Source organism: Sedimentimonas flavescens (assembly GCF_025154035.1).
Taxonomy (GTDB): Bacteria; Pseudomonadota; Alphaproteobacteria; order Rhodobacterales; family Rhodobacteraceae; genus Rhodobacter; species Rhodobacter flavescens.
The window spans coordinates 202,441-214,741 of sequence record NZ_JAOALJ010000005.1; the positions used below are offsets into that span (position 1 = coordinate 202,441).

The window sequence follows — 12,301 nt, forward strand, 5'->3', positions numbered from 1 at the left end:
GGGGGTCCGGGGGCAGACAGCCCCCGGCCTTGGCCTCAGTAAATCACCACCGCCCGGATCGATTCACCCTTGTGCATCAGATCGAAGGCCTCGTTGATCCGCTCAAGCGGCATGGTGTGAGTGATCATCGGGTCGATCTCGATCTTGCCGTTCATGTACCAATCGACGATCCCCGGCACATCGGTCCGCCCGCGTGCGCCGCCAAAGGCCGTGCCCTTCCATACCCGGCCCGTCACCAGTTGGAACGGACGGGTCTGGATCTCAGCCCCCGCAGGCGCGACGCCGATGATGACCGATACGCCCCATCCGCGATGCGTGCATTCCAGCGCATCGCGCATCACTTTCACATTGCCGGTGCAGTCGAACGAGTAATCCGCCCCGCCGATCTGATCGAAGGGGGTCTTGGTCAGATCGACAATATGCTGCACGACCGAGCCTTCGATCTTCGAGGGGTTCACGAAATGGGTCATGCCGAAATGCTCGGCCATCTCGCGCTTGCCGTCATTCAGATCGACGCCGATGATCATGTCGGCCCCGGCCATCTTGAGGCCCTGGATCACGTTCAACCCGATCCCACCTAGTCCGAAGACCACAGCCTTGGCACCGATCTCGACCTTGGCCGTGTTGATCACCGCGCCGATACCCGTGGTCACGCCGCAACCAATGTAGCAGACCTTGTCAAAGGGCGCGTCGTCGCGGATCTTGGCCAGCGCGATCTCGGGCATCACCGTGTGATTGGCGAAGGTCGAGCAGCCCATGTAGTGATAGATCGGCGTGCCATCGAGCATGGAAAACCGCGTCGTGCCGTCCGGCATCAGGCCTTGGCCCTGCGTTGCGCGGATCGCGGTACACAGGTTCGTCTTCTGGCTCAGACAGCTCGGGCACTGGCGGCACTCGGGCGTGTAGAGGGGAATCACATGATCGCCGGGCTTGAGCGTGGTCACGCCCTCGCCGACTTCCAGCACGATTCCCGCGCCCTCATGGCCCAGAATCGCCGGAAACAGGCCTTCCGGATCGGCTCCCGACAATGTGAATTCGTCAGTATGGCAAATGCCAGTGGCCTTAATTTCCACCAAAACCTCGCCGGCCTTCGGTCCTTCAAGGTTCACTTCCATGATTTCAAGCGGTTTCCCGGGGGCAACGGCAACGGCGGCACGGGTTCTCATCGGCAATTCCTCCTAGTATAGATTTTGACAAAGCCTGTGGTATTGCCCAGGCAAACGCAAGAATAGGTACGACATGATGCTCAGAATTACCGTCATGACGGTCGCGGCGCTGACGCTGGCGGCCTGCCAGTCCGAACCGATCGAAGAGGCCCCGCCGGTCATGCCGGCGCCCTATATGACCCCCGCCGTCACGCAGACCGGCGGGCTTGAGCAGCGCGAGCCCGACACCTGCCAGGCAGTCGATTACATCTCGGCGCTCGGCCAGCCCGGCGCGATCATCCCGACGCTCGGCATCACGCGCCCGGTCAACGTTGTGGAATGGCGCGGCATTGAGCCCCAGGAATACAACCCGCAGCGTATCGTCTTCCGCCTGGATGCGGCGGGCAACATTTTCAACATCGATTGTGGTTGAGCCATGCGTAACATCGTTTCAAGCCTGATGCTCGTGTCCGCCCTTGCGGCGTGCTCGCCCGAGGAACCGGCGCCGACCGACTGCACCGCAGCCGATCATCAGGCGCTCATCGGGCAATCGGAGACCGTTCTGGAAACCATGACCTTCGCCGTGCCCGTGCGCGTCATACATCCCGGCGATATGGTCACCATGGACTTCCAGCCGAACCGGCTGAATTTCCACATCGACGCGGGCGGCAAGATCGAAAAGATCGAGTGCAACTGAGCGCGGTTACATCTTGAAGCGGCCGTGGCAATCCTTGCAGGCCGCATTCACCGCATTCATCGAGGCCGCAAGGCCGCGCGCGCTTTTCCAGTCGAGGCCGATAGCAGCCTTGTAAAGCCGGTCGGCCTTCTGGTTGAACTCGCCCCGGTAATACCAGATGTCGGGCAGCGCATCCGAGGCCGGGTCGTCCTCCTCGGCATCGAACACCACGGGGATCAGGTCGGCGGTCGTTGAAAACGCCGCCGCGGTTTCCTCGGCCAGCGCGGCGTCATAGGGCACCTTGCCCGCAGCCATATCGCCCAGGATCGTCACCTGCGCCTTCATCGCCCGCATGACCTGCACGCGCTTGAGCACCGCCGGATTGGTCGGATCTTCCTTGGCAAGGGCGACGCCAGCAACAAGCATCAGCCCCAGGGCAATCGTCAGGCGGGTCGGTTTCACGCGGGCCTCCGTAGCAACAATGGGCGCAGGATGGGGCGAAACGCGGCCAAGGGCAATCGTCGGGCGCAAAAATGCCTGTGATGCGCCCCGGCAGGGCGAACGGTGGGGGCTGTTGACCGCCCTGCCGGGGACTTAGCGATTTCCGCTATCCCCAATCTCGCCCGCAAACACGGCAGCTTTGGGGTGCGCGCCCGGGCGAGACCGCGAAGATTCCGTGGCAATTTCGCGACCAGCGACCGCCCCCTGCGCGCGAGGGTTGATTTGGCGCAGGCCCGGTGTCACCATTCTGACATGACCATGCAGCCGCCGACCCCGTTCCCCGGCCCGCGCCCTGCCCCCGAGCAGGTCGCCTTCGATCGGGCCGAACTGGGGGCCATCCTGTCAGTCTATGGGCGCATGGTGGCGGCAGGCGAATGGCGCGACTACGCCATGAGCTTCCTGCGCGAGATGGCGGTCTTCTCGATCTTTCGCCGCGCGGCCGAGCATCCGATCTACCGTATCGAAAAGCGCCCCGCGCTGCGCAACAAACAGGGAATGTATGCGGTCGTGGGCATGGACGGGCAGATCCTCAAGCGCGGGCAAGATCTGCCGACGGTGCTGCGCGTGCTGGAACGCAAGCTGATCCGCCCGATCGACTAGGCGGGGCGCTTGATCCCGTAGAACGTCCCCTCGCCCGCGGCTTCGATCCGTGCAAGACACGCGCCGATCTCTTCATAGGCGACGCTCATCGTATGGCCATTGGCATGGATCAGCCGCTCGGGCGAGACCGCGATGGCGACATGGCCGCGCCAGAAGAACAGATCGCCGCGCAGCAGCGGGGTGCCGGGCGAAAGGAAGGCACCGAACTCGGCCCGCTGCAGATCGGAATCTGCTGCACAGGGGCGGTTGCAGGCATGGAGCGCCACCTGCACAAGGCCCGAGCAATCGATGCCGTCGCGCGAATTCCCGCCCCATAGGTAGGGCGTTCCAAGCAGGCTCTCGGCAAGCGTAACGGGATCGGCGGGCGGATCGTCCAACGCGCGCAGGTGCTGGAGCGGAATGAACCCTTCGGGTGTGCGGGCAAAGCCGCCCTCCTGCGCCAGAACGGCCACGCGCGCACCCAGTGACAGGCGCATCGCCTCGCCGCGCTTGATCGAGGCCTCGCGATAGACATGGGTTGCGGGCGCGATCACCCGATGCGTAGCGAGCTGCGGCGCGGCCAGGCAATCAGCCGCCACCCAGCCGCAATAGCCATCGGCAACCGATTGCACGAAGACATGCGCGCCCTGCCGGTCAATCACCACCAGATCGGCGCCGAACAGCAGTTGGCGGTCACGCAGCCCCTCGGGGCTGGCGAGCAGATCGGCCACCGGACAAGCCAGCCGTGCGGCATCGCCCTTGGTGAAGGCGGCAGCCTCGACCTGCCCGCGCAGGGATTCGAGCGCGACACGGCCGGAAAACGGGGTCAGGCGGCGGTCGCTCATAGCTCCAGCACCTCGGGCAGCGCGGCCAGAATCGCGCGCGCGCCCTGCCCCACGCCGCCCTTTGGCCGCCCGGGCTTTGCGGCAGGTTGCCAGCCGTAGATGTCGAAATGCACGAAACGCTCGGTCTCGGTCACGAAGCGGCGCAGGAACAGGGCTGCTGTGATCGACCCGGCCATCCCGCCCGAGGGCGCATTGTCCAGATCGGCGATGCCCGGCTCGATCATTGCCTCATAGGGCGCCCAGAACGGCATCCGCCAGAGCGGATCGGCGACCTGAGCGGAAGCGCGCGCCAGCGCCCCGGCGAGATTGTCGTCATCGGTGTAGAAAGGCGGCACATCGGGGCCAAGCGCGACCCGCGCGGCCCCGGTCAGCGTCGCCATGCACAAGATCAGGTCGGGCGCCTCCTCATCGGCATGGGCCAGCGCATCGGCCAGCACAAGCCGCCCCTCGGCGTCGGTGTTGTTGATCTCGACGGTCAATCCCTTGCGCGAGGTGTAGATGTCCTGCGGGCGGAAGGCATCGCCGGCCACCGCGTTCTCCACCGCCGGGATCAGCACACGCAACCGCAGCGGCAGGCCATGTCCCATGATCATATGCGCAAGGCCCAACACTGTGGCCGCCCCGCCCATATCCTTCTTCATCAGGCCCATTGAGGCGGCGGGCTTGAGGTCGAGCCCGCCGGTGTCAAAGCACACGCCCTTGCCCACCAGCGTCAGTTCTGGTCCGCTCTCGCCCCACCGCAGGTCGATCAGCCGCGGCGCGCGGGTGCTGGCGCGCCCGACCGCATGGATCAGCGGAAAGCCCTGCGCCAGAAGCGCCTCGCCCTCGACCGTATGCACATGCGCACCATGACGCGCGGCCAGTGCCCGCGCGGCGCCCTCAAGCTCGACCGGGCCGAGGTCATTGGCGGGGGTGTTGATCAGATCGCGGGTCAGCGCCTCTCCCTCGGCGATGATCTCCAGCCGGGCGGCATCCACGCCCTCGGGGCAGACCAGCCGCGCCTTCGGGGTCGACCCTGCCGCGTAGCGCCGATAGCGATAGCCTTCCAGCAACCAGCCAAGCGCCGCTTCCTCGGCCTCTGCGTCGGAGGACAGCCCCTCGATCCGCCAATTGCCCTCGGGCAGGGCGCTTGCCGCCTCGGCTACAGCGAACCGCCCGCGCGCGCGCTTTGCGGCGCTACCGATACCGAACAGCGCCCCTGCAACCGCGCCACCTTCGGCTGGCAACAGGCAGAGCTGCCCCAAGGCCCCGGTAAAGCCCTGCGCGGCCGCCCATGCGCTTTGCGCGGGTGTCAGCGCCTCGGGTCGGGCCTCTGCCTCGCACAGCCAAAGCGGCAGGCTGGCCGCATTTGTCGGGGCAAAGCGCATCTCGGGACGGTCGGGCAAGAACGGCAGGGCGGTCATCGGGGTCTCCGGATAAGGCGGCCTTTGGGCCACCCTAGCGCGGACGCCGCCATCCGCAAGGCCCTAGCCCGTGCCCGCCCCGCCGGGCGAATGCCCCAGCCGGGCGCACAAGCGGCGCTGCCGATCCAGCCGCCATATGCCGCTTTCTCGACCCCACAGACCCAGGGCGACGCCTCAAGTTACACCGCGCCCGCGCCAAAAAATTCTGTTGAACAGCACAAGAATCCTCTCGAAAATCAAAATCCCCGCCCCTATGTATCTGCAGCCATCGGAAAGGGACGAAAATGAAGGAACACGTGCGGCCACTGCCCAACTACCTCGTTCAGCGTTTTCAAGGGTGGAAGGCCACCACCTACAATGAAAATCGCTCCTGGTATCGCCGTCTTGCCGAAGACGGGCAACATCCCCGCGCCATGGTGATCTCGTGCTGCGACTCGCGTGTCCACGTGACCTCGATTTTCGGCGCGGACTCGGGCGAGTTCTTCCTGCATCGCAACATCGCCAACCTCGTGCCGCCCTATAACCCGGACGGTGATCACCACGGCACCTCGGCGGCGGTCGAATATGCCGTGCGCGCGCTCAAGGTTTCGCATCTGATCGTTCTGGGCCATTCGCAATGCGGCGGCGTTGCGGGTTGTCATGCGATGTGCACTGGCAAGGCCCCCGAGCTTGAGGAGAAGACCTCGTTCGTGGGCGCTTGGCTGAACCTGCTGCGCCCGGGGTTTGAGCGCGTCAAGGATCTGCCCGAGGCCGAGCAGGTCAATGCGCTTGAGAAACAGGCGGTCGTCATCAGCCTCGAGAACCTGATGACCTTCCCCTTCGTGCAGGCCGCGCTTGAGGCTGGCGACATGACCCTGCACGGGCTGTGGCACGACATCGGCGAAGGCGGGCTGAGCCAGTTCCTGCCCGAAGAAGGCATCTTCGAGGCGCTCTGAAGATTGACGGCCCCGCCAGCGCGGGGCCGTTTCATTTCAGCGCAGCACCTGACCCGCAGGCCAGCGGATCGTGGTCTCCAGATCGACCGTCTGCTTGGCTCCGGCCTCCAGATCGAAGCGCCAGGCCAGCAGGCCGCGCTTGTCGTCGTAATTCTCCTCGGTGGCTTTCGGCGTAGCGCTGTAGCTGATCTCAAGGTCTTCCTGCTCGCCATAGGGCACGCGGTCGATCAGGCGCACCGGCCAGGTCTCGCCGGTCAGATTTTCGACCTCGATGCGCACGGTCTCGTTGCGCTCGTTGGATTTCGAGATCACACCGCGGTCGCCCTCCTGCGCTTGCTCGACGATGTGGCGTAGCTGCATCCCGTCGATGGCCCCGAAGCCAAGGCGCAGCTCGGCCCCCGCCGCCACCAGCGGCAGGTGAGTGGCGCCGATGACCGCGCCATCGAGCCAAAGCGTTGCCGGACCGGGCAGCAGAACCTGCCCGCCTTCATTGCGCGCCTCGGCGATGCGATACGCGGTGGAGTCGAGCATCGGCACCGCCTCGGCCAACACCTCGGCGGGCAATTCCAGCCGGTCCAGTTGCAGGCGCAGATCCTCGACGCCATCGCGGATATCGACCGCACTGTCATAGCGATAGGTGACCGTCTCGCCGACCATCTCAAGCGCGCCTGCACCAACCAGGCTCTCATCGGCTGCGGCCATGGGTGCGGCCTCCATCGCATAGCCACGCTCGACCTTGGCAAGCTGTCGCGGCTCCTCGGGCGGGCCAAAACGCAGGAACTCGGGCCACAACTCCGAGGGCGCGCTGCGTTCGGACGGGCGCTCCGTCGAAAGGGTCAGGGAGACACCGTTCCAATCCTCGCCGCTGGCCTGGCGCACCGAAACGAGGCGATCGAGCGAAAGCACGCCCTGCGCACGATCCAGACGCACATCATAGGCGGGCTGCCAGCCGGCATCGGAAACGAAGGTGGTAATGGTCACCGTTCCCACCCCGCTGACCTGCATCAGCACGGCATCGCTGTCGCGCGCGGGGTGTTCCAGTGCGGCCAGCGCCTTGCGGGCTTGCTCAAGCGCCTCGCGATCGGGGCGCAGGGCCAGATCGGCCGCGCGCGCTTCGGCCTCGGCGGCCAGCGCCTGACGCGAGGCCTCCAGCACCCCCTCGGCCACGGTCGCGGCAAGGGCGGCGACCTGATCGGGCGGGGTATTGGCCGTATCGAGCCTGTTGAGGAACGCGACCCGCGCCTGCGCGGCCTGCGCCTGAGCCCGGATCGCGGCGACGGCGTCCTCGCCTGCGGCCAGCGCAGCCTCCAGCCGCTCAACCTCGGCGCGCGCGGCCTCAATCTCGGGCGAGGTGATCGCGTCGCTTGCCGGTTGACGCTCGTCGATCAGGGTGACAGCGCCGATCCGCACGCCCTCGCCACTGACGCGCAGCGAGGCGATATCGGTGCCATCGGGCAGGTTCGGCACAAGCACCTCGGATTCACCCTCGGCCACGGTCACGCTGCGGCTGACCTGCGCGCCCCAGGGGAAGAGGGTCACGGCGTTGATCTGGGCGGGGTGTTCGACCGGAGCCGCCAGAAGCGCCGAGGGCGCGGCGGCCAGCAACAAAACGGTGGTGAGCGAAAATTTCATGCGGGGCCTCCCGGAATACCTGCGCGCAGGGTCACCGGGGGGCAGCACAAAAGCAAGAGGGCGCCGATCAAGGCGCCCTCACGTTTGGGTCAGCAGATCGCGGCGCGATCAGCCCTTCTTGAGGCAGCGGTTGCCAAGCGTCTCGGCGATCTGCACGGCGTTCAGTGCGGCGCCCTTGCGCAGGTTGTCCGACACGCACCACAGGTTGATGCCGTTCTCGATGGTCGAGTCCTGACGGATGCGCGAGATGAAGGTCGCGTAGTCGCCCACGCATTCCTTGGGCGAGATGTAGCCGCCCGCTTCGCGCTTATCGACGACCATGATGCCCGGCGCCTCGCGCAGGATGTCACGGGCCTCGTCTTCGTCGAGGAACTCTTCGAACTCGATGTTCACCGCTTCCGAGTGGCCCACGAAAACCGGCACGCGCACGCAGGTCGCGGTCAGCTTGATCTTCGGATCAAGGATCTTCTTGGTCTCGGCGGTCATCTTCCACTCTTCCTTGGTGGAACCGTCGTCGAGGAAGACGTCGATATGCGGGATCACGTTGAAGGCGATCTCCTTGGTGAACTTCTTCGGCGGCACCTCGGCGGTCGGGTTGTAGACAGCCTTGGTCTGCTCCCACAGCTCGTCCATACCATCCTTGCCCGCGCCCGACACCGACTGGTAGGTCGAGACGACGACGCGCTTGATGCGCGCGCGGTCATGCAGCGGCTTGAGAGCCACCACCAGCTGCGCGGTCGAGCAGTTCGGGTTCGCGATGATGTTTTTCTTGCCGTATTGCTCGACAGCCTCGGGGTTCACCTCCGGCACGACCAGCGGGATCTCCGGGTCGTAGCGGTAGAGCGACGAGTTATCGATGACGATGCAGCCCTGCGACGCGGCGATGGGGGCGTATTTCTTCGTCGCCTCCGAGCCAATAGCAAAGAGAGCGATATCGTAGCCCGAGAAGTCGAAGCCCTCGATATCCTTAGTCTTCAGGGTTTTATCGCCAAAGCTGACCTCAGTGCCAAGGCTCCGGCGCGAAGCCAGAGCAACAACCTCATCGGCAGGAAACTGGCGCTCGGCCAGGATGTTCAGCATTTCGCGGCCCACGTTCCCCGTGGCGCCGGCGACGACGACTTTATAGCCCATCAGGACCTCCTTGCTCAAAAGAACGAGGCCGCTTAGCGAACATTGCGCGATTTGGAAAGGGATTCGTTACGATTTACGCAATGTGATGCGGGAATCCCGCGCCACCAAATCGGCCGCCCAATCGGCCTCGGAGGTGAAGTCATGCGGCACCTGCTCGGCCGTGCGCCGCCCCGAAAGCGAGAGCGAGGCGAAGAAGTCGAAGCCGTAAAGCGTGAGCGAGGACATGGCGCTGCGCGCGATCAGGTCGATCATCATCGCGCCGGTCGTGGGCGGGGCGCCAAGGGCTGCGTGCAGCCGCGCGTAATCGGCCAGCGGATGCAGGTAGAAACCGGGGCTTGTGGCAGTTGACCAGTCCAGCCGCTTACGCTTGGGGCTCATCCACAGATAGCGGGCAGGGCCGATCCGGGCCCGGTCAGCGGCACTGAGGCGCGTGGCCAGCGCCAGCCAGTCAGTCCGCGTGCCATGGCTGCGCGGGGATGGCATCGGCGCGCGGTTGATGCGGATGACCAGATCGGCACCGTCGATCTCGGCGCCGCAGTCGGTCTCGGCCAAGGCGCGGGCATTGCCGATCAGCGCGACACGCTTGCCCGCCAGCGTGGCCAGAAGGTCCGACTGCGCGACGGAAAGCGTTGCCAGAGGGGCCTCCCGGCGCAGGGTGCGCGCCAGCAGGAACGCCAGCCGGCTCACGCCAGCATCTCGCGGTAGATGGCGATGAGGGCGGCGGCTTCGCGCGCGATCGAGAAGTCGCGCAGTACATGGGCGCGGCAGGTTTCGCGCATGGTCGCCAATGCTTCGCGGTCGTCGATCAGGATGCGCAGGGCCTCGGTCAGTGCCTTGGCATCGTCGGGCGCGCAAAGCATCCCGGTCTCGCCCGGCAGGATCTGCGCATCGAACGCGCCAACGCCATGGCAGGCCAGCGCAGGCGTGCCGCAGGCCATCGCCTCGATCGGGGTCAGACCAAAACCCTCCCACCGCGCGGGGGCAACGAACAGATCGATGGCCTGGTAAAGCTGCACAACCTCTTCCCAGGGCCGCTCGCCCAGGAAGCGCACGCGGTCGGACAGGCCCGCCGCCGCAAGGCGCTCTTCAAGGTCCCGCTGATAGGCCTCGTGCTCGGCCGTAGCTCGGCCGGTGAAGACGATATGCGCATCGGGGCGGGAGGGCAGCAGTTCCAGCGCGGCCTCGACAAGCAGATCCTGCCCCTTCTGATGCCGGATACGCCCGAAGCAGCCGATCACCAGCCCCTGTGGCAGCCCAAGCGCCGTGCGCAGGGCGTCTCGGTCGGAGGCCGGCCGAAACACCTCGGTGTCGATGCCGTGCATGATCATCTCAGCTTCGCGTTTCAGATACGAGGCCGCCTGCGGCGAGGTCGCCACCAGCCGATCCATGCGCCGGATCAGGCCCTTGGTGAAGCCCGAGTGGTCGCGTTGCGCGGCGGAGGTGAAGAGCAGCTTGTAGCGCAGGCCGATCGCGCGCAGCATCAGGCCCAGAACCATCTCGGTATTGCGCCGTGCGTGCCAGACGCGCAGGCGGCGCGGCAGGAAAGGCACCCGCCAGAGCGGGATATGCGGCACCTCGGGCGGCAAGCCCGGCCCAGTCGCCACGATCCCGATATCGCGCGCCTGCACCGGCACAAGGCGCAGCACCGTCGTCGTAACCCCCGACAGGCGGTGCCTGAGGTTCGGGGCGATGACGTCGATCTGATCGGGCTTGGGTATCTGCATGGCGGCGTTCTAGCTTGTCTGATCCGGCTTGTCTCGAGTGAAGAGGTAGAAGCACAGGCCGATCACCACCGGCACAAGGAAGAACAGGAACAGCGTCGCATAGGCGGCCTGGGGTGAGCCCTCAGCCGCCGCGTATTCATAGACAGGACGCGAGGCGAACTGCGCCAGCGCGACCCCGGTGATCGAGAACATGTTGAGCAGCGTCACCCCGCGCCCGACCAGATGCGGCGGGAAGAAGGCCCGCCCATGCGCCATGATCGCCGGGAAGGAGGCGCCGAAGAACCCCACCACCGCCAACATCGCCGTCGCCGTCCACAGCCCCACGCCTGGCGCCAGCCACAGCGCCGCCAGCGCGACGGCCAGCACGGCGTTGCCTGCCAGCACGACCCGTTTATGGCTGCCCAGCAGGCGGTCGGCAGGGCCATAGGCGAAATTACCCGCGATCATCGCTAGCCCCATCACCAGCGTCACATTGCCGATCAGCACCGCATCCGCGCCATGCACCGAGGTCAGATACGGCCCGGCCCAGAGCCCGCGGATACCCGCCGCGGCCGCATAGTTCGCTGCCGTCAGCGGCAAGAGCAGCCATAGCCCCGGCAACCGCAGGATATCCAGAACCGAGCCGCGCTTGCCCGTGGGCTGCGGCAACCGCTCGGGGTCACGGGTGAAGACAAAGACCGCCGCCGCCACGGCCAGCGTGATACCGGTCAACGCCCAGAGGGTGGCGCGCCAGCCGATGGCCTCAACCGTGGCCGCCAGCGGCGCCGCGCCGGCCAGATTGCCAAGGCTGCCCACGCCGATGACGGCGCCCGCCAGAAACCCGAAGGCCGCCGGAGGGAAGCTGCGCGCAAAAATGTAGTAAGACCCCATCAGCACGGGCGAGCAGCCGATCCCGATCAGGATCATTGCGAGATGGATACCCCATGGCCCGCCCGCCATGGCAAAGGCCGCAGCGCCGCCACCGCCGCCAAGCGCCAGCAAGATGCCCACCGTCCGGCGCGGGCCGATGCGATCCAGCGCCTCGCCCACCGGGATCTGCATCAGCCCGAAGGCCACATACCAAAGCCCCAGCGAAACCGCGAGATCACCCGCGCTCGCCCCCAGTTCGGTCTTGAGAACCGGCGTCAGAACCGCAAGACACGCACGGTAGAATTGGCTGAGCACATAGCCCGCCACAAGAAAGGCAATGGATAGGCGCATAGGTTCCCTCGAAGATCGCGCACAAGCTGCCGTATGGGCGCGGGATGCGCAAGGGGCCGCGACCTTGCCAAGCAAGCGCCCAGCCGACAGGATGGCGCCAATCGAAGGAGACCCCGATGACCCCGACCCGACTGATGCTGCGGCTTTATTTCGGAGAGCTGATGCTTGGCCCCGGCAAGGCCGACCTGCTTGCGGGGATCGCGGAAGAGGGCTCGATCTCGGCTGCCGGGCGCCGCATGGGCATGAGCTACAAACGCGCCTGGATGCTGGTCGAGGCGATGAACGCAGGCTTTGCCGAGCCGCTCGTCGAAAGCGCGCGCGGGGGGACAAAGGGTGGCGGCGCGGCGCTGACCGAGGCGGGGCAGCAGGTGCTGGCCGCCTATCGCACGCTGGAAGCCAAACTGCGCGAGGCGGGCGCGGATGAGCTGGCGACGATCGGCGCGCTGGTGCGCAGCGATATGTCCGATGGGAAATAAGGCTTGCACCCTCACGCACCGCACTGTTATGTCCGACAAAACATATCGAGTCCA

Annotated in this window: 14 protein-coding genes; 5 read left to right on the plus strand and 9 right to left on the minus strand. The window is 66.0% G+C overall.

Annotation, left to right across the window (positions count from 1 at the left end; translation table 11 throughout):
- Nucleotides 1-35: 35 nt before the first annotated feature.
- On the minus strand, nt 36-1,166 hold the full coding sequence (locus N3C64_RS11100) for an S-(hydroxymethyl)glutathione dehydrogenase/class III alcohol dehydrogenase (RefSeq protein WP_218630564.1): 1,131 nt from the start codon (nt 1,164-1,166) through the stop codon (nt 36-38).
- Between the two features lie 73 nt (nt 1,167-1,239).
- On the opposite strand from N3C64_RS11100, the gene N3C64_RS11105 reads away from it, so the two are divergent.
- On the plus strand, nt 1,240-1,578 hold the full coding sequence (locus N3C64_RS11105; protein WP_218630565.1) for a hypothetical protein: 339 nt from the start codon (nt 1,240-1,242) through the stop codon (nt 1,576-1,578).
- A gap of 3 nt (nt 1,579-1,581) precedes the next feature.
- The gene (locus tag N3C64_RS11110; RefSeq protein WP_218630566.1) at nt 1,582-1,842 is read left to right on the plus strand and encodes an I78 family peptidase inhibitor; all 261 of its coding nucleotides are present in this window, start codon (nt 1,582-1,584) and stop codon (nt 1,840-1,842) included.
- 6 nt (nt 1,843-1,848) lie between these two features.
- Here N3C64_RS11110 and N3C64_RS11115 read toward each other — a convergent pair whose 3' ends face one another.
- Nucleotides 1,849-2,283 (minus strand): c-type cytochrome, encoded by a 435-nt coding sequence (locus N3C64_RS11115; RefSeq protein WP_218630567.1) that lies wholly within the window; start codon nt 2,281-2,283, stop codon nt 1,849-1,851.
- A gap of 291 nt (nt 2,284-2,574) precedes the next feature.
- Here N3C64_RS11115 and N3C64_RS11120 point away from each other — a divergent pair, with 291 nt between their 5' ends.
- Nucleotides 2,575-2,922 carry a DUF2794 domain-containing protein gene (locus N3C64_RS11120; protein ID WP_218630568.1) on the plus strand — a complete coding sequence of 116 codons (348 nt, stop codon included), beginning with the start codon at nt 2,575-2,577 and terminating at the stop codon, nt 2,920-2,922.
- Here N3C64_RS11120 and N3C64_RS11125 read toward each other — a convergent pair.
- Both N3C64_RS11125 and N3C64_RS11130 read right to left on the minus strand, forming a co-directional pair.
- Complete coding sequence (locus N3C64_RS11125; RefSeq protein ID WP_260014421.1) at nt 2,919-3,746, minus strand: C40 family peptidase; 828 nt, start codon at nt 3,744-3,746, stop codon at nt 2,919-2,921. The two genes, N3C64_RS11120 and N3C64_RS11125, sit on opposite strands and share 4 nt — an antisense overlap.
- Nucleotides 3,743-5,149 carry a leucyl aminopeptidase family protein gene (locus N3C64_RS11130; RefSeq protein WP_260014422.1) on the minus strand — a complete coding sequence of 469 codons (1,407 nt, stop codon included), beginning with the start codon at nt 5,147-5,149 and terminating at the stop codon, nt 3,743-3,745. Before N3C64_RS11130 ends, N3C64_RS11125 begins: the two co-directional genes overlap by 4 nt.
- 284 nt (nt 5,150-5,433) lie before the next feature.
- On the opposite strand from N3C64_RS11130, the gene N3C64_RS11135 reads away from it, so the two are divergent.
- Entirely contained in the window at nt 5,434-6,084 is a 651-nt protein-coding gene (locus N3C64_RS11135; protein ID WP_260014423.1) for a carbonic anhydrase, read from the plus strand.
- Between the two features lie 36 nt (nt 6,085-6,120).
- Here the strand turns inward: N3C64_RS11135 and N3C64_RS11140 are convergent, their stop codons facing one another.
- From N3C64_RS11140 to N3C64_RS11160, 5 genes are all read right to left on the minus strand, one after another.
- Complete coding sequence (locus tag N3C64_RS11140) at nt 6,121-7,716, minus strand: DUF4139 domain-containing protein (RefSeq protein WP_260014424.1); 1,596 nt, start codon at nt 7,714-7,716, stop codon at nt 6,121-6,123.
- Nucleotides 7,717-7,824: 108 nt separating this feature from the next.
- A complete protein-coding gene (locus N3C64_RS11145) occupies nt 7,825-8,847 on the minus strand; it encodes an aspartate-semialdehyde dehydrogenase (protein WP_218630572.1) in 1,023 nt (340 codons plus the stop codon).
- Nucleotides 8,848-8,913: 66 nt separating this feature from the next.
- The gene (locus tag N3C64_RS11150) at nt 8,914-9,534 is read right to left on the minus strand and encodes a glycosyltransferase family 29 protein (protein WP_260014425.1); all 621 of its coding nucleotides are present in this window, start codon (nt 9,532-9,534) and stop codon (nt 8,914-8,916) included.
- Nucleotides 9,531-10,571 carry a glycosyltransferase family 4 protein gene (locus N3C64_RS11155; protein WP_260014427.1) on the minus strand — a complete coding sequence of 347 codons (1,041 nt, stop codon included), beginning with the start codon at nt 10,569-10,571 and terminating at the stop codon, nt 9,531-9,533. The genes N3C64_RS11150 and N3C64_RS11155 overlap by 4 nt, the downstream gene beginning before the upstream one ends.
- A 9-nt stretch (nt 10,572-10,580) precedes the next feature.
- Entirely contained in the window at nt 10,581-11,771 is a 1,191-nt protein-coding gene (locus N3C64_RS11160; RefSeq protein WP_260014429.1) for an MFS transporter, read from the minus strand.
- Nucleotides 11,772-11,887: 116 nt separating this feature from the next.
- On the opposite strand from N3C64_RS11160, the gene N3C64_RS11165 reads away from it, so the two are divergent.
- Nucleotides 11,888-12,247 carry a winged helix-turn-helix domain-containing protein gene (locus N3C64_RS11165; RefSeq protein WP_260014431.1) on the plus strand — a complete coding sequence of 120 codons (360 nt, stop codon included), beginning with the start codon at nt 11,888-11,890 and terminating at the stop codon, nt 12,245-12,247.
- Nucleotides 12,248-12,301 lie beyond the last annotated feature (54 nt).

Bases quoted from the DNA above. Each gene is read 5' to 3' on its own strand.
- N3C64_RS11100 (WP_218630564.1), bottom strand. From the start codon at position 1,166: ATGAGAACCCGTGCCGCCGTTGCCGTTGCCCCCGGGAAACCGCTTGAA.
- N3C64_RS11105 (WP_218630565.1), top strand. From the start codon at position 1,240: ATGATGCTCAGAATTACCGTCATGACGGTCGCGGCGCTGACGCTGGCG.
- N3C64_RS11110 (WP_218630566.1), top strand. From the start codon at position 1,582: ATGCGTAACATCGTTTCAAGCCTGATGCTCGTGTCCGCCCTTGCGGCG.
- N3C64_RS11120 (WP_218630568.1), top strand. From the start codon at position 2,575: ATGACCATGCAGCCGCCGACCCCGTTCCCCGGCCCGCGCCCTGCCCCC.
- N3C64_RS11125 (WP_260014421.1), bottom strand. From the start codon at position 3,746: ATGAGCGACCGCCGCCTGACCCCGTTTTCCGGCCGTGTCGCGCTCGAA.
- N3C64_RS11130 (WP_260014422.1), bottom strand. From the start codon at position 5,149: ATGACCGCCCTGCCGTTCTTGCCCGACCGTCCCGAGATGCGCTTTGCC.
- N3C64_RS11135 (WP_260014423.1), top strand. From the start codon at position 5,434: ATGAAGGAACACGTGCGGCCACTGCCCAACTACCTCGTTCAGCGTTTT.
- N3C64_RS11140 (WP_260014424.1), bottom strand. From the start codon at position 7,716: ATGAAATTTTCGCTCACCACCGTTTTGTTGCTGGCCGCCGCGCCCTCG.
- N3C64_RS11145 (WP_218630572.1), bottom strand. From the start codon at position 8,847: ATGGGCTATAAAGTCGTCGTCGCCGGCGCCACGGGGAACGTGGGCCGC.
- N3C64_RS11155 (WP_260014427.1), bottom strand. From the start codon at position 10,571: ATGCAGATACCCAAGCCCGATCAGATCGACGTCATCGCCCCGAACCTC.
- N3C64_RS11160 (WP_260014429.1), bottom strand. From the start codon at position 11,771: ATGCGCCTATCCATTGCCTTTCTTGTGGCGGGCTATGTGCTCAGCCAA.
- N3C64_RS11165 (WP_260014431.1), top strand. From the start codon at position 11,888: ATGACCCCGACCCGACTGATGCTGCGGCTTTATTTCGGAGAGCTGATG.